The organism is Pseudomonas sp. W15Feb34 (assembly GCF_023127765.1).
Lineage (GTDB): Bacteria > Pseudomonadota > Gammaproteobacteria > Pseudomonadales > Pseudomonadaceae > Aquipseudomonas > Aquipseudomonas synxantha_A.
Window position 1 is genome coordinate 12,708 of sequence record NZ_SPKN01000029.1, and the last position, 24,095, is coordinate 36,802.

A 24,095-nucleotide genomic window follows, 5' to 3' on the forward strand; every position below is an offset into this window, starting at 1 on the left:
GCCGCCCAGGTTCATTTATCATCACCCCCAGCCAGCCAACGCCTGGGCATGATGCCTGGCGTATTTGGCACCATTGGACACTGCCTGGGGATGCAAGCGTTTGAGTACCAAGCTGATTACCAAAGAAGGCCATGAAGCGCTTAAAAAAGAGTTGGATTACCTGTGGCGGGAAAAGCGTCCGGACACCACGCGCAAAGTGACTTGGGCGGCCTCCCTGGGCGATCGCAGTGAAAACGCGGACTACCAGTACAACAAGAAACTGTTGCGGGAGATCGACCGGCGGGTGCGCTACCTGCGTAAACGCCTGGAAGATATGCGCGTGGTGGAATACATGCCCGAGCAGGAGGGCAAGGTGTTTTTCGGCGCATGGGTCGAAATCGAAAACGAACAGGGTGACACCAAGCGTTTTCGTATCGTGGGTTATGACGAGATTTATGACCGAATGGATTACATCTCCATCGACTCGCCCATGGCACGGGCTCTGCTGCGCAAGGAGGTGGACGATGAGGCAATCGTGCACACCCCAGGCGGCGAGGTGTGCTGGTGGATCACCAAGATTGAATATGTGAAGCAGGCATAATGGCCCGTGCTCTGAACCGAGCACGGGCCAGCCAGGTCTCAGCCTTCGCGCAATACGGTCAGCGGGCTGGCATTCAGTGCGCGACGCGTGCCGAATACCCCGGCAGCGCCGATCAGCACGGCCCCGATCACGGGTAGCAGTAGCAGCCACGGGTGGGGGTGCCACGCCAGGTCAAAGGCGTAGCGGTACAGCACCCACGTCACCAGTTCGGTGCCCAATGCCGCCAGCAGGCCACTGACGGCACCCAGCAGGCCGAACTCAATGCGTCGCGCCTTGATCAGCAATTTGCGCTCGGCACCCAGGGCTCGCAGCAAGGCTCCCTGGCGGATGCGTTCGTCCAGAGTGGCCTGCAAGCCGGAGAACAACACCGCCATGCCCGCCGCCAACACAAACAACAGCACGTACTCCACCGCCAGGGTCACTTGGGCAAGGATGCTGCGCAACTGCTCCAGCAACGCTTCGACCTGCAGGATAGTGACAGCCGGGAAGGCCCGTGCAAGATCGACGATCTGTTGGTCGTGACCGGGTGCCAGGTAGAAACTGGTCAGGTAGGTCGCGGGTAAGTCTTTCAAGGTGCCGGGCTGGAAGATCATGAAGAAGTTAGGCTGGAAATTATCCCAGTTGATGGTCCGCAGGCTGGTGACCCGTGCCTCGCGGTTTTCCCCGCCGATGGTGAACAGCAAATGGTCGTTGAGCTTGAGTTTCAGGCTCTCGGCCACCTTGGCTTCCACCGACACGCCAGGAATCTCATCGCTTGGTTGCGCCGACCACCAGGCGCCTGCCGTCAGGGCGTTACCCGGAGGTAAATCGGCAGCCCAGGTCAGGCTCAGATCGCGTTGAATCGCACGGTCGCCACTGGAGTCCTTGCTGACAATCTCTTGCACGGGTTCGCCGTTGATGCTGATCAATCGCCCCGGCACTACCGGATACAACGGTGCCGCTTGCGCCTGTACTTCCAGCAGGCGGGCGCCAAAGGTGTCCTTGTCGGCCGGCAGGATATTCAATGCGAAGTAGTTGGGCGCGTCTTTGGGCAGTTGATTTTGCCAGGTGTCGAGCAATTCGCCCCGCAACAGTGCGATCAATCCCATGGACAGCAGAATCAGGCCAAAGGCCAGGGATTGGCCTGCCGCCGCCAGCGGGTGGCGCAGCAATTGGCCCAGGCCCAGGCGCCAGGGCAAGGAGGCGCGAGCCAATAGGCGTCGCAGGCTTTGCAACATCAGCAGCAACAAGCCGCCAAGGATCAATGCCGCGACCACGCCGCCGCCCAGCAGAGCGAAGGTCAATACCAGGTCCAGGCTCAGGCGCCACATGATCAGGCCCAAGGCAAACAGCGCCGCGCCGTAGACCATCCAGGTGCTTGAGGGGATGGGCAGCAAATCGCGGCGCAATACCCGCAGCGGCGGTACGCGCCCCAGTGCCGCCAGTGGTGGGAGGGCGAAGCCTGCGAGGGCGACCAGCCCGGTGCCGATCCCCGCGACGGCCGGCAGCAATCCGCCCGGCGGCACATCGGCGGGCAGCAGGTCGTGGAGGAAATAGAACAAACCAAATTGCGCCAGCCAGCCGAGCAGGGCGCCGACCAGGCTTGCCAGCAAGCCCAGTACGCTCAGTTGCAGGCTGAACAGCAACATGGCTTCACGTCGTGACAATCCCAGGCAGCGCAACAACGCGCTGGCATCGAAACGACGACTGGCGAATCGGTTGGCCGACAGTGCCACGGCTACGCCGGCCAGCAGCACGGCCACCAGGCTGGCCATGTTCAGGTAGCGCTCGGCCTTGCCCAGGGCGCCGCCGATCTGCTGGTTGCCATCGCGCGAGTCCTGCAGTCGCTGGTTGGCGGCAAGGCCAGGCTTGATCAAGTCGCGATAGGTTTGCAGCGCCGTGCTGCCTTGCGGGGCGCGCCACAGTTCGCGGTAACTCACACGGCTACCTGGCTGGACTACTCCGGTGGCGTCCAAGTCGGTCAGGTTGATCATCACCCTGGGCGTGAGGCTGTAGAAGTTGCCGGCCCGGTCGGGCTCATACGTCAGGATACGCGCCAGGCGCAGGGTCTTCATGCCGACATCGATGCTGTCGCCGACTTTCAGGTCCAGCGCGGTCAGCAGCCTTGCTTCCACCCAGGCTTCACCGGGTTTGGGGCCGCCGCCCTGCGTTTGCGTACCGAAGGGCTCGGCGCTGCTTTTCAACTCGCCGCGCAAGGGGTACTGCTCGTTGACGGCCTTGATACTGGAAAGCTGAATGCCATTGTCCGTGGCGATAACGCTGGAGAACTCCACGATGCGGGCGTGATCCAGGCCCAGTTCGGCCCCGGACCTGATTTGCTCGGGGCGGGCAGGTGAGCTGCCTTCGAGCACCAGGTCGGCGCCGAGGAACTCGGTGGCACGCAACAGCATGGCGCCGTTGAGGCGCGCGCCGAAGTAGCCGATGGCGGTGCTGGCCGCCACGGCCACCAGCAGGGCAAAGAACAGCACGCGCAGTTCACCTGCGCGGGCGTCGCGCAGTAACTGGCGCATGGCAAGGCTGAACAGGCGCAACAGCGGCAAACGTGCCATCAAGGCTCCAGGGGCGCGACCATCAGGCCGGCTTCAAGGCGGATCAGGCGTCGGCAACGGTGGGCCAGGCGCTCGTCATGGGTGACCAGTACCAGGGTCGTGCCGCTCTCTTTATTGAGCTCGAACAGCAGGTCGCTGATGCGCTCGCCGGTATGGCTGTCGAGGTTGCCGGTGGGTTCGTCGGCAAACAGCACGTCCGGTTCGGCGGCAAACGCGCGGGCAATGGCGACCCGTTGCTGCTCGCCACCGGACAGTTGGCGCGGCGAGTGGGTCAGGCGCTGGCCCAGACCCACACGTTCCAACAGATGCCGGGCACGCTCGCGGGCGTCCTTGCGGCCGTCCAGCTCCAGCGGCAGCATCACGTTTTCCAGTGCGTTGAGGCTGTCGAGCAGTTGGAAGGATTGAAAGACGAAACCCACATGTTCGGCACGGATGCGTGCACGCTGGTCTTCGTCAAGCGTGCTCAAGGCTTGCCCCGCCAGAGTGACTTCGCCGCTGCTGGGCAGGTCGAGGCCGGCCAGCAGGCCCAGCAGGGTGGATTTACCGGAACCGGAGCTGCCGACGATAGCCAGGCTATCGCCCTTGTTCAGTTCCAGGCTCAGTTCGTGCAGGATAGTCAGTTCACCTTCCGCGCTGGGAACCACTTTGCTAAGGTTTCGCGCGGTGAGAATGCTTGCGCCCATGGAGAATCCGATGCGAATGTGGTTTTTGAGTGCTGGCCTGGCCTTGATGTGCATGGCCCAGAACGCAGCGGCGGGTACAGTCCTGATCGTTGGCGATAGTATCAGTGCCGGTTTCGGCCTGGATACCCGCAAAGGGTGGGTTGCGCTGCTGGAGCAACGGCTCAAGCAGGAGGGTTTTGACGACAAAGTGGTCAACGCATCCCTCAGTGGCGACACCAGTGCGGGTGGCCTCGCACGCCTGCCTGCGGCGCTTGCAGAGCATAAGCCTGACGTAGTGGTTATCGAACTTGGGGGCAATGATGGCTTGCGCGGGCAGCCGCCGGCGCAATTGAAACAAAATCTTGCGTCGATGATTGACCAGTCCAAGGCTGGCGGTGCCAAGGTGCTGCTGCTGGGTATGCAGTTGCCACCCAATTACGGGCCTCGATACACCACCGCATTTGCACAAGTCTATGGTGAGTTGGCCAAGGAAAATGACATTCCCCTGGTGCCGTTTTTCCTTGAGGGGGTGGGCGGTCATCCAGAGCTGATGCAGGCTGATCAATTGCACCCGGCGGTCGCGGCCCAAGGCAAGTTGCTGGAAAATGTCTGGCCGGCGCTAAAACCGCTGTTATGACGCTTTTCTACCGGCAGGCTTTCGGCTAAGGTGGCGCCCCCCTGATTTGGAGCCCTCGATGTCGCGCCCTGCCTGGTCCCTGTTTAACTACCAACTGATCGAGCCGGACGAGCAGCTGGATCTGTTCGCCTGTCAGGAAGTTCGGGTGCATCTGGTGGCGCGTCAATTGGAGTTGGGCGGCTCGATCGACCGCACGCTCTGTGGCACTTTATTGCCGGCGCAGCCACGCTGGTCGTCGGTGAATCGCTCGATCTTCCAGGATCAGCGCCTGTGCCCGTTGTGCCGGGCGATTCTGGAATCGCAAAAGCGCGGCACGCCGCCGATCTGGCCGGAGCTGCGGTTCGAGCTATAAAACAGCTTGAAGCCTGGCGCTGCGAAGCCGTATACAATCAATTTTTCCCTACCCGTCGTCTTGCGAAGGATTTTCCGGATGTTGTCGCGCCTTTCCGTCGTCACCTGCTGCCTGTCTCTCGCTGCGCTTTGTGCGGCCGGTTCGGCGGCAGCCTTGCAGTTGCCCCTGCCGCCGCCAGGCGAGGACATTGTCGGTCAGGTCCAGGTCATCAAGGCCAAGTACGAAGATACCTTTGCCGACCTGGGCACCACGTACGACCTGGGCTACTCGGAAATGGTTGCGGCCAACCCCGGCGTCGATGCCTGGCTGCCGGGCGCGGGCACCGATATTGTGCTGCCGACACGTTTTATCCTGCCGCCGGGGCCACGGGAAGGCATTGTGATCAATTTGGCCGAGTACCGGCTCTACTATTATCCAAAGGGCCTGGACGTCGTCTACACCTTCCCGCTGGGCATCGGCCGTGAAGGCTGGGGCTCGCCGATCGCCCACACCAGTATCATCGCCAAAACGCCGAACCCGACCTGGACGCCACCGGCCTCGATCAAGGCCGAGCACGCCGCCAACGGTGACCCGCTGCCCAACGTGGTGCCTGCCGGTCCGGATAACCCGCTGGGGCCGTTCAAGTTCACGCTGGGCACGCCGGGTTACCTGATCCATGGCTCCAACATGAAATTTGGTATCGGCACGCGTACCAGCCACGGCTGTTTCCGCATGTTCAATAACAACGTACTGGAAATGGCCGGCATGGTGCCGGTGGGCACCTCGGTGCGCATTATCAACGACGCCTACAAGTTCGGCAGCAGTGGTGGCAAGGTCTACCTTGAAGCTCATACCCCGTTGAACGATGACGGCACGCCTTCGGTGGTCGACAAGCACACGGCGGTCATCAACGCGTTGCTCAAGCGTGAAGACCTGTCCAACAACCTGCGCGTGAACTGGGACCAGGTGCGTGATGTGGTCGCGGCCGAGGATGGTTTGCCGACCGAGATTGGCGTACCGGGCGCGGCGCCGGTGGCCTCCAGCACGCCGGCCGACCTGTAGGCGCGTCAAGCGCGAGGCAAAAAAAAGCCGACCCATAAATGGATCGGCTTGATAACAACCCCGAAGGATTATTACTTGCGGCTTGCTTTCTCAAGCATGCGCAGAGCGCGCTCGTTAGCTTCGTCAGCAGTCTGTTGTGCTTTTTGAGCAGCAGCCAGAGCTTCATCAGCTTTACGGTAGGCTTCGTCTGCACGAGCCTGGGAGCGAGCTGCTGCGTCTTCAGTTGCAGTCAGACGAGCTTCGGTTTCTTTGGAGACGCTGCTGCAACCGGTAGCCAGAACTGCGGCCAGAGCCAGAGCAGAGAATTTCAGAACGTTGTTCATCGTGTTCCCCTTCAAGGACTTTCAATTAGATGGCTACTTGCTCAGAGTGAGCTAATAGCCGGCGTACATACTACCCATTACTTGTAGTAAGTAAACTGACGTTGCGCAAGAAGCAAAAAAAATTCCTGTGCCGAATCTATTTTGGCTAACCTTTTGAAGGTTTGTATGAAAACTGTCCAATTTTTTTCATCTCGATCGACATTGGATCCAGGCTGAAAGGGCCGGCCCGCATGTGTTAAGCCTTGTAAACAGATGAAAATTTATATATCGAAGCGGGCACTTTCGTTGCCATCGGCTTTACTCCGGCTGGCATCTTTTGCGCATCTAGAGGTGACTTTAAAAGCGGCAGTTCGTCTCAAGCTTCAACTGCCGGCAATGTTCAGGCTATCGGTCAACGGTTGATCGAGGCCCTTTCTATATATCCAGCCGGGGCAGGGAATGATGAGTGCGCCTTGAGCAATTGCAGGATTGGTGCCTACTATTCCCTACGTGCTGGCTGTGAGCGCTCAGGGTTTTCTCGTTGTCGAAACCGGCACGGGGTGGCGTAGATGTTCCTTCGCCGGAAAAACATCGGTAAGGTAGGGTCAATATTCAAGACCCGCGAGGAGTAGTGATGAGCGAGGCGTTGTCCATCCACCATGACCAGGCTGGTCATCAGTTCGAGACCAATGTGGACGGTCATCGTGCCTATCTGACCTATATGGACCTCGGGAAGCAGACGCTGGATATCTATCGCACGTTCGTGCCCAACGCGCTGCGCGGACGAGGCATTGCCGCCGCGTTGACAGAAGAAGCCTTGAAGTTTGCCGAAGAGGCCGGCTACACGGTGATCCCGTCGTGCTCGTATGTCGAACGCTACATGGAGCGCCACCAGCGCCATGCCGCAAAGCTGTAACTGACCAGTTGCCAATAAAAACGCCGGGCTTAGCCCGGCGTTTTTGTGTGCGTCTGATCCAGAAAAATGCGTGGTTCAGCTGCGTTTGCGCTTGGGCAACACGTCCTTGAGCTTGGCGTGCATGCTGCGCAGGGTGTTTTCGGTAGCCGCCCAGTCGATGCAGGCATCGGTAATCGACACGCCGTACTGCAAATCGGCCAGATCCTTTGGAATTGCCTGGCAACCCCAGTTCAAATGGCTTTCGACCATCAAGCCGATGATCGACTGGTTGCCTTCCAGGATCTGGTTGGCGACGTTTTCCATCACCAGTGGCTGCAAGGCCGGGTCCTTGTTGGAGTTGGCGTGGCTGCAGTCAACCATGATGTTTGGCTTGATCTTGGCTTTGTTCAGCGCCTGTTCGCACAGTGCGACACTGACCGAATCGTAGTTGGGCTTGCCGTTGCCACCGCGCAGCACTACGTGACCGTAGGCGTTGCCCTTGGTGGTGACGATGGAGACGCCACCTTCCTGGTTGATACCCAGGAAACGGTGAGGGCTGGAGACCGATTGCAAGGCATTGATCGCCACGGTCAGACCGCCGTCGGTACCATTCTTGAAGCCTACGGCCGAAGACAGGCCGGACGCCATTTCGCGGTGGGTCTGGGATTCGGTGGTGCGTGCGCCAATGGCCGACCAGCTGATCAGGTCCTGCAGATACTGCGGGGAGATCGGGTCCAGCGCTTCGGTGGCAGTGGGCAGGCCCATTTCAGCCAGGTCCAGCAACAGTTTGCGCCCGATGTGCAAGCCGTCCTGGATCTTGAACGAGTCGTCCAGGTACGGGTCGTTGATCAAGCCTTTCCAGCCGACGGTGGTACGCGGTTTCTCGAAATAGACGCGCATCACCAGATACAGGGTGTCGGACACTTCCGCGGCCAGCACCTTGAGACGCTCGGCGTATTCGTGGGCAGCCTTGAGGTCGTGGATCGAGCAAGGCCCGATCACCACGAAAAGACGGTGGTCGGTGCCATCGAGAATGTCACGGATGACTTCGCGACCCTTGGTGACGGTCTGCAGGGCAGCGTCGCTCAGGGGGATTTCGCGCTTGAGCTGATCGGGTGTGATCAGGGTCTCGTTGGATTCGACGTTAAGGTCATTGATCGGTAAATCAGCCATCGTGTTACTCGCCAGGGTCACGGGTGCCGGCCGCCAGCCATCCCCGTGCGGCGGGCACAGCATGATTTGAATACAGGGGGGAGGAACCTTAGCGCGTAACACGGGCCCGCGACAATGGGCAAAGCCCGGTTTAATCCAGCGCCGATTGCACAACGGCCTCATTGGAGAACTCGGCGGCGTGGCGCGACACCCAGTCACGGGCCATGGCTTCCAGTTGCGCAGGTGTTGGCTCGGTGTTTTCGTGCAGGCGACAGTAACGTTCGATCTGGCACACTTGCTCGCCCATTCGGGCACCGAACAAGGCGTGCTCATCGGTAAAGCAAATACCGACGCGATAAGCGTTTTCGCCTTTGCGGCACCAGGCTACATAGCCCGGATAACGGGCGCTGGGCCCCAGGGAGGGGATATGCAGGTCGACCGCCGTGCCTGGGCGCCAGGCTCGCGGCCAATTGCAGGCGACGCCGCCGCGGCCGATAGTGTGCAGGCGTTGACGGGGCAGGGCAGGAGAGGGACGTTGGATCAACTCGACAGCGACATCATCAGGGTGAGGTAAAAAACGACCCATGTACACGGACTCCGAGCGCCGTCCGGTTGACGGCAGTGGCAGCAGTATAGTGAAGGAACTGGAATTGACCGACCTGGATATTGACCAGCAATTGCTGGGATTGCCAGGTATTTCGCTGGTAGTGTTTACCAGTGTCGGCTGCTCCAGTTGCCGTTGGGCACGCCAGCAACTGCCGAGTTGGCCGCTGCCGGTGGACCGCGTGTGCTGGGTTGATGCCGGGCACAATGGCGGTGCAGTCGAACGCTACCAGATCTTTCATTTGCCGGCGTTGTTCCTGGTGTGCGAGGGTCAGTTCCTCGGGCAATTACAGACACGGCTTACGGCATCCGACCTCGCCAAATGTGTAAACCAGGCGCTCACACGCACACCAGAGGATTTGCCATGACAGCCCTTTCATCCCCGTCGCCACGCATTGGCATTATTGGCACGGGTGCCATTGGTGGTTACTACGGCTTGATGCTGGCGCGTGCTGGCTTCGACGTGCATTTCCTGTTGCGCAGCGAATATGCAGCGGTCAGTCAACATGGCCTGCATGTCAACAGCACGGTGCATGGCCCGTTGCACCTGCATCCGGTTCAGGCCTATGCCTGCGCCGCCGACATGCCGTCATGCGACTGGCTGTTGGTGGGCACCAAATCCACCGGCAACGTGGACCTGGCGCCTACTATCGCCCAGGTCGCGGCGCCGGATGCCAAGGTGGTGCTGCTGCAAAACGGCCTCGATGTAGAGGACAGTCTGCGTGAACATTTGCCAGCGTCGCTGCACCTGCTCGGCGGGCTGTGCTACATCGGCGTGTACCGGTCCGCTCCGGGTGTGGTCGAGCATCAGGCACTGGGCCGGGTCAACCTGGGGTATCACAGCGGTACGGCTGCCAACGATGAGGCGCAGCAAAAGGCAATTGTCGAAGAGGGCGCGGGGCTGTTTCACCGGGCCGGCATCGAGTCCCAGGCCATGGCCAACGTGCATCAGGCGCGCTGGCATAAACTGGTGTGGAACGTGCCGTATAACGGCCTGTCTGTGTTGCTGGGCACGGGAACCAAGGCCATGATGGCGGATGAGTCCAGCCGCGAATTGATCCAGGCCTTGATGGCCGAAGTGGTGCAAGGCGCCCGTGCCTGCGGCCATGAAATTCCCGTCAGCTACGCAGGGCAGATGTTTGCCATGACCGAAACCATGGACGATTACTTGCCCAGCATGTATCACGATCACGTGCATAAGCGCCCATTGGAATTGGCGGCGATCTACGCCCGGCCCCTGGCCGCTGCGAGGGCGGCCGGTTGCGAGCTGCCGCGTATGCGGGCGCTGTTCCAGGCCTTGAGTTTTATTGATCGGCACAATCGCTGATTGGGGGGAGACACCATGGCAAAGGGGTTGGGTGACAAGCTGGTGCTGGCGATTTCCTCGCGGGCGCTGTTCGACCTCAGTGACAGTCACAAGGTCTACCTGGCTGAAGGTGTTGAGGCTTACCGCAAATACCAGATCGAACACGAGGAAGAAACCCTCGAGCCCGGCGATGCCTTCCCGCTGGTCAAAAAACTGCTGAGCCTGAATGCCAGCTTGGGCCGTGCGCGGGTTGAGGTGGTACTGGTGTCGCGCAACAGTGCCGATACCGGGTTGCGGGTGTTCAACTCGATCCAGCATTACGGCCTGGACATTTCGCGCGCCGCTTTCGTCGGCGGGCGTAGTCCTTATCCTTATTTGGCGGCCTTCGGTTGTCATCTGTTTCTCTCCACCCATGCTGAAGATGTGCGCAGCGCCCTGGATGCCGGTTTTGCCGCGGCGACGATTCTGTCGGGCGGTGCGCGTCGGGCTTCGAGCGAAGAACTGCGCATCGCATTCGACGGCGACGCAGTGTTGTTCTCCGACGAGTCCGAGCGTGTCTACCAGGCTGGCGGGCTGGAAGCCTTTCAGGCCAGTGAGCGGGAGTCGGCGCGCCAGCCGTTGCACGGCGGCCCGTTCAAAGGCTTCCTGGCGGCGCTCAACCTGTTGCAGCGCGAGTTTGCCGATGACGCCTGCCCGATCCGCACGGCGCTGGTCACTGCACGTTCGGCGCCGTCCCATGAGCGTGTAATTCGTACGCTGCGTGAGTGGGATATCCGCCTGGACGAGTCGCTGTTTCTCGGGGGGCTGGAAAAATCCGCCTTCCTGGAGGCCTTTGCGGCCGATGTATTTTTTGATGACCAGGCCGGGCATTGCGAGAAAGCCAGGGAGGTGGTGGCCACCGGGCATGTGCCCCATGGCATCAGTAACGAGTTGAGAATCCAGACCGAGAGCTAGCTGCTAAGCTCATTCAATCTCCGCCATCCTGGCAGTCCAGGAGGTTCTATGATTCGTTCGATGTTGTATGCCACGGACCTGGGTCTGTATGCGCCGTACGTGATGCAACATGCGCTGGCGCTGGCGCGAACGTTCAAGGCTGACCTGTATGTGATCCATGTGGTCGAGCCCATCGGGTTGTTCGCCGAATCAGTATTACAGAGCTACCTTGATGAGAAGGCGCTGAGCGAGTGGCAGAGCCAGGGGGTGAGCACGGTCATGGCGACCATCGAACAGCGCGTATTGGACGGCTTTCGCGATGAGTTGGGAGAAGGGGAGCAGGACCTGCAATTGATTCGTTCGGTCAGGGTGATCCAAGGGGATACCTGCGAGGTGATTCTCGACCAACTGCGAAAACTTTCCGTCGACTTGCTGATCGTAGGGAGTCATAGCCAGGCAACCGGCGTGGCCGTGCCCTTGGGGCGCACCGCTGCTCGCGTGTTGCAGCTGTCTCCGGTGCCGGTTTATCTGGTGCCGTCGCTGCAGCGTAGACGCAGCGAAGATAGCTGATCGGTAAAAACGATAAAAAGTTCTAGATTTATCTGTCTAACCTTTAATATAGTTATATATCGTCGCTGATACCCGTGGCGTCTATCTGCTTTGAGGGATTGATATGAAGCTTCAACAACTGCGCTACATCTGGGAAGTGGCGCACCACGACCTCAACGTTTCCGCTACCGCTCAAAGCCTTTACACCTCGCAACCCGGTATCAGCAAGCAGATCCGCCTGCTCGAAGACGAGTTGGGCGTCGAAGTGTTCGCTCGCAGTGGCAAGCACCTGACCCGCGTCACCCCGGCTGGCGAGCGGATCATCACCACCGCTGGCGAGATCTTGCGTAAAGTCGAGAGCATCAAGCAGATCGCCCAGGAATTCTCCAACGAAAAGAAGGGCACCCTGTCGATCGCCACCACCCACACCCAGGCGCGTTATGCATTGCCGCCGGTGATTCGCGATTTCATCAAGCAATACCCAGACGTAGCCCTGCACATGCACCAGGGCTCACCGATGCAGATCGCCGAGATGGCCGCTGATGGCACCGTCGATTTTGCCATCGCCACCGAGGCCCTGGAGCTGTTCGGCGACCTGGTGATGATGCCGTGCTACCGCTGGAACCGCTGCGTGGTCGTGCCCCAGGGGCACCCCTTGGCCAAGCTGCCGAAGCTGACGCTGGAAGCCCTGGCCGAATACCCGATTGTGACTTATGTATTTGGGTTTACCGGTCGTTCGAAGCTCGACGAAGCGTTCAGTCATCGTGGTCTGACGCCAAAAGTGGTGTTCACCGCGGCGGATGCCGACGTGATCAAAACTTATGTTCGCCTGGGCCTGGGCGTCGGGATCGTCGCCAAGATGGCGGTCGACACCAACCTCGACAAAGACCTGGTGGTGCTGGATGCCAGCGAATTGTTCGAGTCGAGCGTGACCAAGATCGGCTTCCGTCGCGGCACCTTCCTGCGGGGGTTCATGTGCGATTTCATCGAGAAATTCGCACCGCACCTGACCCGCGAAGTCATGGCCAAGGCGATCCAGTGCCACAACAAGCAAGAGCTGGAAGATTTGTTCGACGGCGTTGAATTGCCCGTCCACTGAGTGATTTATCGGGCCTCGGTAACCATAAAGTGTTGCCGGGCGCCTGCCACCAGAATCTCTACCTCATCGCCTTCAAACTTGCCGAGCAGGCTTTTGCCCAGGGGCGAGCGCGGGGTGATGACGGTCACCGGTTGCCCGACCACATCGACTTTCAACCCTGCCGCATCCGGCGCCAAAAATAGCCATTGCTGGCGACCGTTCTCGTCTTCCAGGCCCAGCAGCGCACCGACTTCTATCCCGCGTTGTTCATCGTACCCTCGCAACTGAAGGTTCTGGCACAGCGTCAGCGATTGCTTGATCTCCTCGACTCGCTTGGCCTGCCCGGCCGCCAGGTATGACGCCTCCAACCCCAGGGTGTCGTATTTGTTCTCGGCGATGTTTTCTTCGTGGGTCGCGGTTTCGTAGGCAGTCTGTGCGGCGCGTTGGGCAATATCGAGGTCGGCGGTGAGTTTTTCCAGGATCAACTGGAGGACGGCGTGTTTATTCATGGTCTTCAATCGCAAAATTGCAGGACATTGGCCCGAGTCTTTTCACTGGGGGCGTTCTGGTCCTGTTGCAGCCAGAACTGGCATTTGGGGTTGGACAGGTTGCGCGCATTACTGCGGGCCTGGTCCAGGGCCTGTTGTTGTTCCTGCTTTTGCAGGTTTTGTTGATACTGTTCGAACATGCGGTTCGGTGGCTGCGGCACAACTGCGGCCGGCTCGCCCAACTGCTGAACCGCCTGGGCCACGGGTGCCAGGCTTTGGGGAAACAGATAGCGAGTTGCCAGCCAGGCGGTCAGCGCAATGGCGATAAACCCCAGCCACACGCCTGCGGCAATGGCGATGCACAGCTTGAACAGTGACAGCTGACGGTCGGACATGATGGCCTCCTTGCAGACATTGACGGCGTGGTGCCGATTGTCGCACAGCCGCCGTGCAGAATAATCGCGATCAAGCCTTCTGCATCAGCGCATTTATGCGGACAATCGAGCCTTTGGACGATGGAGCCCGGAATGAAAGCCCGCTGGGATATTTTTTGCAGCGTCGTCGACAACTACGGCGACATCGGCGTGACCTGGCGCCTGGCCCGACAGTTGGTGGCGGAGCATGGTTGTGAGGTGCGCTTGTGGGTCGATGACCTGCGGGCGTTCGAGCGCATGTGCCCGCACATTGATGTGCAGATGGACCAGCAATGGCAAGAGGGCGTAGAGGTGCGGCACTGGCCGGCCGAGTGGCCGGGCGCGCAGTCGGCCGATGTGGTGATTGCTGCATTCGCCTGCCAGCTGCCGCCGCACTACATGGAGCGCATGGCCGAGCGTGAGCGCCCGCCGTTGTGGATGAACCTGGATTACCTCAGCGCAGAAGACTGGGTGGTGGGTTGTCATCGCCTGCCTTCGGTGAAGTTCAAGGGGGTGCAGAAGTACTTTTTCTTCCCCGGCTTTCGTCCTGGTACCGGTGGTTTGCTGCGTGAAGCCGGGTTGGTGGAGCGACGCCAGGCTTTTCAGCAGGATGACGTTGCGCAACGACAATTCCTGCAGAGCCTGGGCGTGTCTCCTGTGGGCGGGGCACGATTGATCTCATTGTTTGCCTATGAGAATCCTGGGCTGGCCGGTTGGCTGGACGTGCTCGCCAAGGATGGGCGTGCCACTCACTTGCTGGTGCCGGAAGGGCGAATTCTGGGGGATGTGCAACGCTGGTTGGGCGTGACCAGCCTGTCGGCGGGAGACATCCAGGTACGCGGGGCGCTGACGGTGCAGGTCATTGCATTCATGCGCCAGGAGCAATATGACCATTTGCTGTGGTGTTGCGAGTTCAACGCCGTGCGCGGTGAGGATTCCTTCGTGCGCGCCCAATGGGCGGGGAGGCCGTTGCTGTGGCATATCTACCGCCAGGATGAAGACATCCACCTGGACAAACTGGATGCCTTCCTTGAGTTGTACACCGCTGCACTCTCGCCTGCCGCCAGAGCGGCTGTCTTTGCGCTTTGGCAAGCCTGGAACGCTGATGGCGACATGGCACAGTCCTGGAAAATGCTGCTGGAACACTGGCCCGAGGTGAATGAGCACGCGCAGAACTGGTGTCTGGAACAAGGCTTGCAGGCCGATCTTGCGACGGCGCTGGTACAGTTTTATGAAAGTTGGATATGATACGCCACCTTGATTTTTGTAAATCCCATCCAAATTTCGGATATATGCAATGAAAACTGGTAAAGAACTGAAACCCGGTACAGTGATCCGTCTCGAAAACGACCCTTGGCTGGTTCAGAAAGCTGAGTTCACCAAGTCTGGTCGTAACAGCGCAATCATGAAGACCAAGCTGAAGAACCTGCTGACCGGTTACAAGACCGAGATCGTCTACAGCGCTGACGACAAACTGGACGACGTGATCCTCGACCGCAAGGAAGCGACCCTGTCCTTCATCAGCGGCGACACCTACACGTTCATGGACACCACCGACTACACCATGTACGAGCTGAACGCTGAAGATATCGAAGCCGTTCTGCCGTTCATCGAAGAAGGCATGGAAGACGTCTGCGAAGCGATTTTCTTCGAAGAGCGCCTGGTGTCCGTAGAGCTGCCGACTACCATCGTGCGTAAGGTTGCCTACACCGAAGGTTCCGCTCGCGGCGACACTTCGGGCAAGGTGATGAAGCCTGCCAAGCTGAGCAACGGTACCGAACTGCAAGTGGCCGATTTCATCGAAATCGACGACCTGATCGAGATCGACACCCGCGAAGGTGGTTCGTACAAAGGTCGCGCCAAGAAGTAATTCTGGCCCCGCCGGTACGCAAAAAGCCCGACCTGGTGTCGGGCTTTTTTGTGGGCGTCTGTTTATCAGACTGTTACATGCAAGCGCACATCCACGTTGCCACGGGTGGCGTTGGAATAAGGGCATACCTGGTGGGCGGCGTCGACCAGGCTTTGCGCATCCTCCTGGGCCAGGCCCGGCAGGCTGACGTGCAGGTCGATGTCCAGGCCGAAACCGCCGGGGATCTGACCGATGCCAACGTGGGCGGTGATAGAGGCGTCATCCGGGATTTTGCGTTTGGTCTGGCTGGCGACAAATTTCAGCGCCCCGATAAAGCAAGCGGAGTAGCCCGCGGCGAACAGTTGCTCCGGGTTTGTAGCCTGGCCACCAGCACCGCCCAGTTCCTTGGGGGTGGAGAGTTTGACGTCGAGGATGTTATCGCTGGAAACAGCGCGACCATCACGGCCGCCAGTGGCGGTGGCTACAGCGGTATAGAGCGTTTGCATGGGGCGTTCCTCTTTGATTGTTAGCGCTAAATATTTGCGCGCTAAGTAGTTGGTTGAGCCAATGTATAGCGCTAATGTTTTGCGCGCAAGATAAATGTTTTTGACTTGCTGAAATTTAATGTGGGAGGGCGCACGGCCCCTCCCACATTCAAGTGATTTGCTGTTTTCTAAATAGCGCTTTGCAGATTGCCGCGCAACGCGATCAGGTCGGCTTGCAGCTTGCGCAATTGCGCAAGCTGCATCCCGCTGGCGCCCAGGATGCATTGGGGCACATCCTTGGCCTTGCCCTGCAAGGCACGCCCGGCGTCGGTCAGCTCTACCACCACCACCCGCTCATCTTCGCGGCTACGGGTGCGGCTAAGCAGGCCCTCGGCTTCCAGGCGTTTGAGTAATGGCGTGAGTGAACCGGGGTCCGTCAGCAGGCGGCTGCTGATTTCGCTGACGGTCAAACCATCCTCTTCCCACAGCACCATCATGGCCAGGTACTGCGGGTAGGTCAGGCCGAGCGCCTGGAGCAAGGGTTTGTACACCTTTGTCATCAGCAACGAGGTGGAATGCAAGGCGAAGCACAGCTGATTGTCCAGCAGCAGCGATTGGCAGGGATCAGGGTTTTTACTCATTGGGGTGCCTCGTAAACGCGTGTCTGCGCTGGAATCTAGCGGGCAAATCTTTAATGCGCCAGGTAATTTTGCCAGGCGGGTCAGATCAGGCCGCTTTGCAAGGCCAAATCCCAAGGCGGCGCTGGGCTGAAGCGCGACTTGAGGTATTCAAGGAGTAATCGGCTACGGGCGTTGGGTTGTTGTTCCAGGCGCAGCGCATAAATGCCGGCGGTCTCCGGGCTGGGCAGGCCGTTTTCACAAAACAGCGGCAGCAGCTCACCCCGTACCAGGTATTCACTGGCAAGCCAGGTAGGCAAATGCGCGATGCCCAGCCCCGCCAGCGCACCGCTGAGCAGGGCCTCGGCGTTGTTGGCGCTCAGGCGGATACGCCGCGGACGATAAGTGGTGCGGCGCCCGTCGTGCTCAAAGCGCCAGGCAAACATCGGCGCCAGGCCATCCCAGTCAAGGCCGTCATGCTCGCTCAGTTCTCGAGGATGGGTCGGTGTGCCGCGGCTCTTCAAGTAGGCCGGGCTGGCACAGGCGATACGCACGATGCTCGCCAGCGGGGTAGCGATCAACCGCGTGTCTACGATATGCCCGGCGCGCAGCACCAGGTCGACCTTGCCCAGGTGTGCGCCCTGCATATCGACAAAGCTGTCGATCAGGTGCAGGTGCACGTCCAGGCCCGGGTACACGTTCAAAAAATCCGCAATCACCGGTGCCAGGTGCCGTCGACCGAATGCCGCAGGTGCATCCACCCGGATCAAGCCTTCCGGCGCGTGGCTCAGGGACACTGCTTCCGCCCGCGCCAGTTGCAACTCACTGACGATCCGCCGGGCCCGTTCGGCAAAGGCCAAACCCGCCGGTGTCGGCAGCACCGCATGGGTGCTTCGCTGGAACAGCTGGCTGCCCACTGAGCTTTCCAGGCTGTCGATACGCCTAGCCACCGCGGAGGGCGTCAGCGGATGGCGCCGTGCGGCGGCGGAAAAGCTGCCGGTTTCCAATACGTCCAGAAACAGGCCCAGTTGTTCGGTGAGGGTATTGGGGTTCATTGGCTAGCGCTTGTGCGAGATTGGCATAGCCATTGTGCGTTGCTGTGCGTTTCCGCGCTAGAGCCGACTGCGTAGCATGCAAGGCTTGGGATGACGGAGTAGCGCGGTGTTGGATTTAGTGATGTACCTGATATTGGGCGCGGCCCTGGGCACGGTGGGTGGGCTGTTTGGCATTGGCGGCGGGCTGATTGCTATCCCGGTGCTGGGCGTGCTGTTCGGCCTGGATCAGCAGATCGCCCAGGGCACCGCCTTGGTCATGGTGGTGCCCAATGTGATGCTTGCCCTGTGGCGCTATCACCAGCGTAATCGCATCGAATTGCGTCACGCCTTGCCATTGGGCGTGATGGGATTCTGCTTTGCCTGGCTGGGATCTATCTGGGCGGTGGGGCTGGATGCGGGCGCAATGCGTATCGGCTTTATTGCGTTCCTGGTGGCGCTGTCGGCCTACAACTTGCTGCGCATGTTCACCCGCAACGCGCCGCCCACGGCGCAGATGCGCTATTCATGGCCGTGGCTTGGGGTATTGGGTGCGGCGTCCGGCTCCATGGGCGGATTATTCGGCGTGGGTGGCGCGGTGGTCGCCACGCCGGTACTCACCAGTGTGTTCGGCACCACCCAAGTGGTTGCCCAAGGCTTATCGTTGGCCTTGGCGCTGCCCAGCACCAGCGTGACCCTGGTCACTTATGCCTGGCACCACGAGGTGGACTGGATGATCGGCCTGCCACTGGCGGTAGGTGGCCTGCTCAGTATCAGTTGGGGTGTGAAAGTCGCGCACGCCATGCCGGAGCGCCTGTTGCGCGGCCTGTTCTGTGGTTTTTTAGTGGTGTGCGCGGTGATGCTGACCTTTAAAGTTTGAAGCCTTCAACGATGTACTCCGCCAGGCATTCCGTGATCGGCGACGTCATCTGCGGGTTGCGCAGCAAGCGCAGATTCATCGACGGCAGCGGGGGAAAGCCTTCTTCGCTGCCAAGCACTCGCAGGTCGTCGGTGATCAGGCTTTCCATGCTGACCATCGCCGCCAGGCCAGCACTGACCACCGCCTGGATCGCCGCGCCGTTGGAGCTGTGATAGGCCAGGCGATAATCCCGTCCGGCCGCATCCAGTGCGGCGCGTGCCCAATGGGTGTACAGGCAGTCATCGCCGGAAATCGCCAGTGGCAGGGCATCGTGCTCATCGACACAGAAGCACGGTGACGCAGCCCACACCATGCGTTCAGTGCGCAACAACTCACCGATATCATTACCGGGCTCGCGGCTGATGACGGTCAGCGCCAGGTCCCGCCGTTGCATCAATACAGACGACGCCTCGCAGTGCATCTCAAGCTGAATCAGTGGGTAAGCTTTGGAAAACTGCTTCAGGATTCCCGGCAAAAAACGCATGACGTAGTCATCCGGCGTGCCGATGCGTACCAGCCCCACCATATGTGGCTCGCGCAGGGTATTGAACACCTCGCTGTGCAGTTTCAGGATGCGCCGCGCATACCCCAGCAGCACCTGGCCTTCGGGCGTGAGCCGCACTTGTCGGCCGTCACGCTCGAACAGCTTGCGCTGCAACACATCCTTTTCCAGGCGTTTCATCTGCATGCTCACCGCCGATTGAGTGCGGTTGACCAGCTCACCGGCGCGGGTAAAGCCGCCTTGGTCAGCAATGGCCACGAAGGTGCGTAGCACGTCAGTGTCGATACTCGGGTAGCCGGACAATGGATCAATCTCCGAGATGTATTGCATAAGAAACATTCGTTGGATTGATCATAGCGGCAGGCACACACTTTCGTCATCCCTACTGGAGGGCGAGAAGATGAAAGGTCAAAAAGGTTTTGTATTACTGAATAAGTGGTGGTTTGCCGGTCTGTTTAATAGGGTTGCGCGTTGGCAGTTGTTGCATCAAGAGCGCAATATGCTGGCGACGTTGAGCGATGACGCACTCAAGGATATCGGGCTTAACCGCGCCGACGTCGAGCAGGAAAGCCATCGGCATTTCTGGGAAGACCCGCTGCGAAAGTAAGCCAGGATGCAGTAGGGTAGGGGGCGAGCTTTTATGGAGATTGCCATGCCCGCCGACCTGTCCTTTTCACTCAAGCAAGCTCGACGCATGGCGCTGGCCGCCCAGGGTTTCTCGGGGCGCCAGGCGCCTGCCCAGATAAAAGCTGCGCACCTCAACCGGCTGATCGAACGCCTGGGCGTTATACAAATCGACTCGGTCAACGCATTGGTGCGTTCCCACTACCTGCCGTTGTTCTCCCGCCTTGGCCAGTACACCCCGTTGCTCCTTGAGCAAGCAGCCTGGAGCCAGGGGCGGCGGCGTTCATTGTTCGAGTATTGGGGGCATGAGGCGTCGCTGTTGCCGATGGCGATGTACCCGCTGATGCGCTGGCGCATGGAGCGGGCCAGGCAAGGGCAAGGCATCTATGCGCAGATGGCGCGTTTTGGCCGTGAGCAGCAGGCGACTATTGGGCGTGTGTTGCACAGCGTCGAGCAGCAGGGCGCCTTGGGTGCGGGCAGTTTGTCGACCCGAGAGGAGCGTGCTGGGCCCTGGTGGGATTGGAGTGATGAGAAGCACGCACTGGAATGGCTGTTCGCCGCCGGTTTGGTCACCGTCGCGGGGCGCCGAGGTTTTGAGCGACTGTATGATTTGCCGGAGCGTGTGATCCCGGGCGAGATTCTTCAAGCGTCCATGAGCGAGGCTCAAGCCCAGCGCGGCTTGCTGATGCATAGCGCAACGGCGCTGGGTATCGCCACCGAAAAGGACCTGCGCGATTATTTCCGCCTCGACCCCGCGGACAGCCGCCCGCGCTTGGCCGAACTGGTCGAGGACGGGCAGTTGCTGACGTGCCAGGTGCAAGGCTTCAAGCAACCAGCGTACTGTCTGCCGGAGCCCAAAGTGCCACGCAAAGTGCCGGCGAGCGCTTTGCTGTCACCGTTCGATTCATTGATATGGGAGCGCAGCCGCACCGAGCGCCTGTTCGATTTCCGCTATCGACTGGAGATCTACACCCCGCAAGACAAGCGGGTGTATGGCTACTACGTGCTGCCGTTTTTGCACAATGAGCGGATCGCTGCGCGCGTCGACCTGCGGGCCGAGCGTGCCCACGGGCGGCTGGCGGTGCATGCAGTGCACGAAGAAGAATCGGGGCTGGATGACGAAGGCATGTTGGCGCTGGCCGTCAACCTGCGGCGAATGGCCGCCTGGCTGGGGCTGGAGCAGGTCCAGCTCAATTGCCTGCGACCCGATGCCGCCCGATTAAGGGCGGCGATGTTGATCAGCGTTTGACCTGTTTCAAGGTCTCGGCAATCAGAAACGCCAGCTCCAGCGACTGATCGGCATTCATCCGTGGGTCGCAATGGGTGTGATAGCGGTCCGACAGCCCGTCTTCGGTAATCGGCCGTGCGCCGCCGATGCATTCGGTGACGTTCTGCCCGGTCATCTCGATATGAATACCGCCGGCGTAGCTGCCTTCGGCGTGGTGCACCTGAAAGAACTCCTTCACTTCGCCGAGGATTTGCGCAAAGTCGCGGGTCTTGTAGCCGCTGCTGGCCTTAATGGTGTTGCCGTGCATCGGATCGGAGCTCCACAGCACCTGCTTGCCCTCGCGCTGTACGGCGCGGATCAGGTTGGGCAAGTGGTCGCCGACTTTGCCTGCGCCCATGCGCGCAATCAGGTTGAGGCGACCAGGGTCATTGTTCGGGTTAAGGATATCAATCAGGCGGATCAGATCGTCCGGGCTCATGCTCGGCCCGACTTTCACGCCGATCGGGTTGTTCACGCCGCGCAGGAATTCGACGTGGGCACCGTCCAACTGGCGTGTACGGTCGCCGATCCACAGCATATGGGCTGAGCAGTCGTAGTAGTCGTTGGTCAGGCTGTCGCGGCGCACGAAGGCTTGTTCATAGTTGAGCAGCAACGCTTCGTGGGCGGTGAAGAAGCTGGTTTCGCGCAATTGCGGCGAGCTGTCCATGCCACAGGCGCGCATGAAGGCCAGGGTCTCGTCGATGCGGTCGGCCAGTTGGCTGTACTTCTCGGCCAGGGCTGAGTTGGCGATAAAGTCCAGGTTCCACTTGTGCACCTGGTGCAGGTCGGCGAACCCCCCTTGGGCAAACGCGCGTAGCAGGTTGAGGGTGGCGGTGGACTGGTGGTAGGACTGCAACAGGCGGTCCGGGTCCGGCACACGGCTTTTTTCATCGAAGCCGATGCCGTTGACGATGTCGCCACGGTAGGCAGGCAGGGTGATACCGTCGATGGTCTCATCGTTGGACGAGCGCGGTTTGGCAAACTGGCCGGCCATGCGTCCGACTTTCACCACCGGGCAACCGGCAGCGAAGGTCATGACAATCGCCATCTGCAGCAGCACCTTGAAGGTGTCGCGGATTTTTGCCGCGGAGAACTCGGCAAAACTCTCGGCACAATCGCCACCTTGCAGGAGGAAGGCGCGGCCTTGGGTCACTTCGGCAAACTGGCGACGCAACTCACGGGCTTCCCCGGCAAACACCAGCGGCGGGTAGCTGGCCAGGTTCTGCTCCACCTGCAACAGGTGTGCAGCGTCCGGATACTGGGGTTGTTGCTGGATTGGCAGGGCGCGCCAGCTGTCGGGGCTCCAAGGTTGGCTCATCATGAACTCGATTGGGTGATTGACGGATAACGCTGATGTTATCAGCAATTAGTGCGTGACCTGTTGCTGCCGGTTGGCCGACAATCGCGCCTTTGCCAAGCGGTAACCCCTTAGGAGTAGTGATGACCGAGGAGCGTGTCGAGCGCCTGCTGGCCGAAGTCCATGATGATTTCGGCATGATCCGTGTGCTCGAAGTAGCCGATTACCGCTTTCTCGAATTCGGCGACGCCATCGAGCAAAGCTGCGTGTTCACCGCCGACCCTAGCTGGTTGGAGTATGACTACACCCGGGCCATGTTGATCGGTGCGCTGTGCCATGAGCAGCCGGAGAGCGCGTTGTTCCTCGGTTTGGGCGCGGGCACGTTGACCCAGGCATGCCTCAGGTTTCTGCCTTTGGAAGACGTCGAGGCCATTGAACTGCGCCCTGATGTACCGCGCCTGGCCATCGAATACCTGGGGCTCGATGACGACCCGCGCTTGTACATTCGAGTGGGGGACGCCCTGCAATTGCTCGATACCGCTGAATCGGCCGACCTGATCTTCGTCGACCTCTACACCGATGTCGGCCCCGGTGTGGGGCATCTGGCCTGGACCTTTCTGGAAAGCTGCCAGAAGAAACTCAACCCCGGCGGCTGGCTGGTGATCAACCAGTGGGCCACCGATGATGGTAAACCGCTGGGCGCGGCATTGCTGCGTGGGTTGTATCACCGACACTACTGGGAGCTGCCGGTGAAGGAGGGCAATGTGATTCTGCTGGTGCCTTCCGAGCTGGATCAGGAACTGGACCTCGAGGCCCTGTCAGCCCGCGCCGAAGCTTTGGCGCCGCGATTGGGGTACTCGTTGCAGCCGTTGATCAAGGCTATTCGGCCGGCAACCTAGTTGTCTGTTCCGGCGCGATCGGGAGCAAGCCCCCTCCCACATTTGACCGCATTTCAGATCCGTTTACACGTACACATGTGGGAGGGGGCTTGCCCCCGATCGCGACGGTATTGCCAACTCAAATCCCCTTGAACACCCCCGGTCGCTTCTCGATCATCGCCCGCACACCTTCCTTGGCATCCTCGCTGTTGAGCAATTTATCCACCATGGGTGGCAGGGCGGCGGCTGCGACAGCTTCGCCTTCCATACGCGCCAGACGCGCCGACATCAACGTCGCCTGCACGCCAAGCGGCGCCTGACGAGCAATGCGGTTGGCCAGTTCGATGGCGCGGGGCAACAGGTCTTCACTGGCCATTACTTCCTGTACCAGGCCCAGGCGCAGGGCTTCATGGGCGTCGAACTCGTCTCCGGTAAGCAGCCAGCGCATCGCATTGCCCCAGCCCGCGATCTGGTGCAAGCGCATTGTCGCGCCGCCAAACGGAAAGATCCCACGTTGCACTTCCATCTGTGCAAAGCGTGTATTGCTGGCGCAGAGGTTGATATCCGCCGCCAGCATCAACTCGATACCAATGGTCAGGCAGTAGCCCTGGGCCGCGACGATCACCGGTTTGCTGACCCTGGGCCCTGCGAATACGCCCCAGGGATCGCACCCGCCCAGCGGCGGTTGCCAGCCGCCCGCCATCACGCCGCTGACATTGGCCAAGTCCAGCCCCGCCGTGAAGTGATCGCCGTGGGCAAATACCACGGCCACCCGGGCGTCATCGTTTCGATCAAATTCGCCATAGGCCAGGCTCAGCTCATTGAGTAAATCCAGATCGAAGGCATTGCGTTTGGCCACGCGGTCCAGGCCCAGCAACAGAACATGGCCCTCAAGTGCACGGCTGACGCGGCTACTGCTGGCTTGTTTCATCGGGTGTGCCCTCGGGCGCGGGTAGGGTTTCAGACCGAAGGGCCTGAGTGGGTGGGTGAACCGTTTAAGCTTGATGACCAGCAGGGCCGGGCCTTTGAAAAATAGACCCTGGCGCACAGATCTGCAAAGCCCGCGACGCAGCGCGGTTTATCAGT

At 60.2% G+C, this 24,095-nt stretch carries 29 protein-coding genes; 16 read left to right on the plus strand and 13 right to left on the minus strand.

Annotation, left to right across the window (positions count from 1 at the left end; all coding sequences use genetic code 11):
* Positions 1–100: 100 nt before the first annotated feature.
* Positions 101–580, plus strand: a complete 480-nt coding sequence (gene greB / locus E4O97_RS13720; RefSeq protein ID WP_005786387.1) for a transcription elongation factor GreB — start codon at positions 101–103, stop codon at positions 578–580.
* A gap of 38 nt (positions 581–618) precedes the next feature.
* Here greB and E4O97_RS13725 read toward each other — a convergent pair whose 3' ends face one another.
* On the minus strand, positions 619–3,129 hold the full coding sequence (locus E4O97_RS13725) for an ABC transporter permease (RefSeq protein WP_032877140.1): 2,511 nt from the start codon (positions 3,127–3,129) through the stop codon (positions 619–621).
* A complete protein-coding gene (locus tag E4O97_RS13730; RefSeq protein WP_005786391.1) occupies positions 3,129–3,812 on the minus strand; it encodes an ABC transporter ATP-binding protein in 684 nt (227 codons plus the stop codon). Before E4O97_RS13730 ends, E4O97_RS13725 begins: the two co-directional genes overlap by 1 nt.
* Before the next feature lie 10 nt (positions 3,813–3,822).
* Between E4O97_RS13730 and E4O97_RS13735 the strand changes: the two genes are divergently transcribed.
* From E4O97_RS13735 to E4O97_RS13745, 3 genes are all read left to right on the plus strand, one after another.
* Positions 3,823–4,428 (plus strand): arylesterase, encoded by a 606-nt coding sequence (locus E4O97_RS13735; RefSeq protein ID WP_032877139.1) that lies wholly within the window; start codon positions 3,823–3,825, stop codon positions 4,426–4,428.
* A gap of 58 nt (positions 4,429–4,486) precedes the next feature.
* The gene (locus tag E4O97_RS13740; protein ID WP_003189866.1) at positions 4,487–4,780 is read left to right on the plus strand and encodes a hypothetical protein; all 294 of its coding nucleotides are present in this window, start codon (positions 4,487–4,489) and stop codon (positions 4,778–4,780) included.
* 78 nt (positions 4,781–4,858) lie between these two features.
* Positions 4,859–5,821 (plus strand): L,D-transpeptidase family protein, encoded by a 963-nt coding sequence (locus E4O97_RS13745; RefSeq protein WP_248161528.1) that lies wholly within the window; start codon positions 4,859–4,861, stop codon positions 5,819–5,821.
* Between the two features lie 71 nt (positions 5,822–5,892).
* Here the strand turns inward: E4O97_RS13745 and oprI are convergent, their stop codons facing one another.
* Positions 5,893–6,144, minus strand: coding sequence for an outer membrane lipoprotei OprI (gene oprI / locus E4O97_RS13750; protein ID WP_003172710.1), 252 nt, complete (start codon positions 6,142–6,144; stop codon positions 5,893–5,895).
* 613 nt (positions 6,145–6,757) lie between these two features.
* Between oprI and E4O97_RS13755 the strand changes: the two genes are divergently transcribed.
* On the plus strand, positions 6,758–7,039 hold the full coding sequence (locus E4O97_RS13755) for a GNAT family N-acetyltransferase (protein ID WP_003189869.1): 282 nt from the start codon (positions 6,758–6,760) through the stop codon (positions 7,037–7,039).
* A gap of 75 nt (positions 7,040–7,114) precedes the next feature.
* Here the strand turns inward: E4O97_RS13755 and E4O97_RS13760 are convergent, their stop codons facing one another.
* Positions 7,115–8,191 (minus strand): 3-deoxy-7-phosphoheptulonate synthase, encoded by a 1,077-nt coding sequence (locus E4O97_RS13760; protein WP_032877137.1) that lies wholly within the window; start codon positions 8,189–8,191, stop codon positions 7,115–7,117.
* A gap of 130 nt (positions 8,192–8,321) precedes the next feature.
* On the minus strand, positions 8,322–8,756 hold the full coding sequence (locus E4O97_RS13765) for a pilus assembly protein PilZ (RefSeq protein ID WP_078820697.1): 435 nt from the start codon (positions 8,754–8,756) through the stop codon (positions 8,322–8,324).
* On the opposite strand from E4O97_RS13765, the gene E4O97_RS13770 reads away from it, so the two are divergent.
* From E4O97_RS13770 to cysB, 5 genes are all read left to right on the plus strand, one after another.
* Entirely contained in the window at positions 8,755–9,141 is a 387-nt protein-coding gene (locus E4O97_RS13770) for a hypothetical protein (protein WP_005786417.1), read from the plus strand. The genes E4O97_RS13765 and E4O97_RS13770 overlap by 2 nt on opposite strands.
* The gene (locus tag E4O97_RS13775) at positions 9,138–10,100 is read left to right on the plus strand and encodes a putative 2-dehydropantoate 2-reductase (protein ID WP_078820698.1); all 963 of its coding nucleotides are present in this window, start codon (positions 9,138–9,140) and stop codon (positions 10,098–10,100) included. The genes E4O97_RS13770 and E4O97_RS13775 overlap by 4 nt, the downstream gene beginning before the upstream one ends.
* 15 nt (positions 10,101–10,115) lie before the next feature.
* The gene (locus tag E4O97_RS13780; protein ID WP_005786420.1) at positions 10,116–11,033 is read left to right on the plus strand and encodes a 5'-nucleotidase; all 918 of its coding nucleotides are present in this window, start codon (positions 10,116–10,118) and stop codon (positions 11,031–11,033) included.
* A 48-nt stretch (positions 11,034–11,081) separates the two neighbouring features.
* Positions 11,082–11,582: a universal stress protein gene (locus tag E4O97_RS13785; RefSeq protein ID WP_032877135.1), complete on the plus strand. Its 501-nt coding sequence runs from the start codon at positions 11,082–11,084 to the stop codon at positions 11,580–11,582.
* A gap of 103 nt (positions 11,583–11,685) precedes the next feature.
* A complete protein-coding gene (cysB, locus tag E4O97_RS13790) occupies positions 11,686–12,660 on the plus strand; it encodes an HTH-type transcriptional regulator CysB (protein WP_005786423.1) in 975 nt (324 codons plus the stop codon).
* A 5-nt stretch (positions 12,661–12,665) separates the two neighbouring features.
* On the opposite strand, the gene E4O97_RS13795 is transcribed toward cysB, so the two are convergent.
* A complete protein-coding gene (locus tag E4O97_RS13795; RefSeq protein ID WP_005786425.1) occupies positions 12,666–13,148 on the minus strand; it encodes a GreA/GreB family elongation factor in 483 nt (160 codons plus the stop codon).
* Positions 13,149–13,153: 5 nt separating this feature from the next.
* A complete protein-coding gene (locus E4O97_RS13800; RefSeq protein WP_005786426.1) occupies positions 13,154–13,522 on the minus strand; it encodes a hypothetical protein in 369 nt (122 codons plus the stop codon).
* A gap of 132 nt (positions 13,523–13,654) precedes the next feature.
* Between E4O97_RS13800 and earP the strand changes: the two genes are divergently transcribed.
* Together earP and E4O97_RS13810 are read left to right on the plus strand one after the other, a co-directional pair.
* Positions 13,655–14,788 carry an elongation factor P maturation arginine rhamnosyltransferase EarP gene (earP, locus tag E4O97_RS13805; protein WP_248161529.1) on the plus strand — a complete coding sequence of 378 codons (1,134 nt, stop codon included), beginning with the start codon at positions 13,655–13,657 and terminating at the stop codon, positions 14,786–14,788.
* A 49-nt stretch (positions 14,789–14,837) separates the two neighbouring features.
* Positions 14,838–15,410 (plus strand): elongation factor P, encoded by a 573-nt coding sequence (locus E4O97_RS13810; RefSeq protein WP_003172723.1) that lies wholly within the window; start codon positions 14,838–14,840, stop codon positions 15,408–15,410.
* 65 nt (positions 15,411–15,475) lie between these two features.
* On the opposite strand, the gene E4O97_RS13815 is transcribed toward E4O97_RS13810, so the two are convergent.
* From E4O97_RS13815 to E4O97_RS13825, 3 genes are all read right to left on the minus strand, one after another.
* Complete coding sequence (locus tag E4O97_RS13815; RefSeq protein ID WP_005786430.1) at positions 15,476–15,895, minus strand: organic hydroperoxide resistance protein; 420 nt, start codon at positions 15,893–15,895, stop codon at positions 15,476–15,478.
* Positions 15,896–16,062: 167 nt separating this feature from the next.
* Positions 16,063–16,515 (minus strand): MarR family transcriptional regulator, encoded by a 453-nt coding sequence (locus E4O97_RS13820; RefSeq protein ID WP_005786431.1) that lies wholly within the window; start codon positions 16,513–16,515, stop codon positions 16,063–16,065.
* An 80-nt stretch (positions 16,516–16,595) separates the two neighbouring features.
* The gene (locus E4O97_RS13825) at positions 16,596–17,546 is read right to left on the minus strand and encodes a LysR family transcriptional regulator (protein WP_248161531.1); all 951 of its coding nucleotides are present in this window, start codon (positions 17,544–17,546) and stop codon (positions 16,596–16,598) included.
* Positions 17,547–17,652: 106 nt separating this feature from the next.
* Between E4O97_RS13825 and E4O97_RS13830 the strand changes: the two genes are divergently transcribed.
* A complete protein-coding gene (locus E4O97_RS13830; RefSeq protein WP_032877131.1) occupies positions 17,653–18,402 on the plus strand; it encodes a sulfite exporter TauE/SafE family protein in 750 nt (249 codons plus the stop codon).
* Here the strand turns inward: E4O97_RS13830 and E4O97_RS13835 are convergent.
* Positions 18,392–19,273 (minus strand): LysR family transcriptional regulator, encoded by an 882-nt coding sequence (locus tag E4O97_RS13835; RefSeq protein WP_248161533.1) that lies wholly within the window; start codon positions 19,271–19,273, stop codon positions 18,392–18,394. The two genes, E4O97_RS13830 and E4O97_RS13835, sit on opposite strands and share 11 nt — an antisense overlap.
* 70 nt (positions 19,274–19,343) lie before the next feature.
* On the opposite strand from E4O97_RS13835, the gene E4O97_RS13840 reads away from it, so the two are divergent.
* The gene (locus tag E4O97_RS13840) at positions 19,344–19,550 is read left to right on the plus strand and encodes a DUF1127 domain-containing protein (RefSeq protein WP_032877129.1); all 207 of its coding nucleotides are present in this window, start codon (positions 19,344–19,346) and stop codon (positions 19,548–19,550) included.
* Between the two features lie 45 nt (positions 19,551–19,595).
* Positions 19,596–20,816, plus strand: a complete 1,221-nt coding sequence (locus E4O97_RS13845) for a winged helix-turn-helix domain-containing protein (RefSeq protein WP_248161535.1) — start codon at positions 19,596–19,598, stop codon at positions 20,814–20,816.
* On the opposite strand, the gene E4O97_RS13850 is transcribed toward E4O97_RS13845, so the two are convergent.
* On the minus strand, positions 20,806–22,152 hold the full coding sequence (locus E4O97_RS13850; protein ID WP_248161537.1) for a 3-deoxy-7-phosphoheptulonate synthase class II: 1,347 nt from the start codon (positions 22,150–22,152) through the stop codon (positions 20,806–20,808). The two genes, E4O97_RS13845 and E4O97_RS13850, sit on opposite strands and share 11 nt — an antisense overlap.
* 122 nt (positions 22,153–22,274) lie before the next feature.
* Here E4O97_RS13850 and E4O97_RS13855 point away from each other — a divergent pair, with 122 nt between their 5' ends.
* Entirely contained in the window at positions 22,275–23,030 is a 756-nt protein-coding gene (locus tag E4O97_RS13855) for a spermidine synthase (RefSeq protein WP_078820702.1), read from the plus strand.
* Between the two features lie 118 nt (positions 23,031–23,148).
* Here the strand turns inward: E4O97_RS13855 and E4O97_RS13860 are convergent, their stop codons facing one another.
* The gene (locus tag E4O97_RS13860) at positions 23,149–23,940 is read right to left on the minus strand and encodes a crotonase/enoyl-CoA hydratase family protein (protein ID WP_005786443.1); all 792 of its coding nucleotides are present in this window, start codon (positions 23,938–23,940) and stop codon (positions 23,149–23,151) included.
* Between the last annotated feature and the right edge of the window lie 155 nt (positions 23,941–24,095).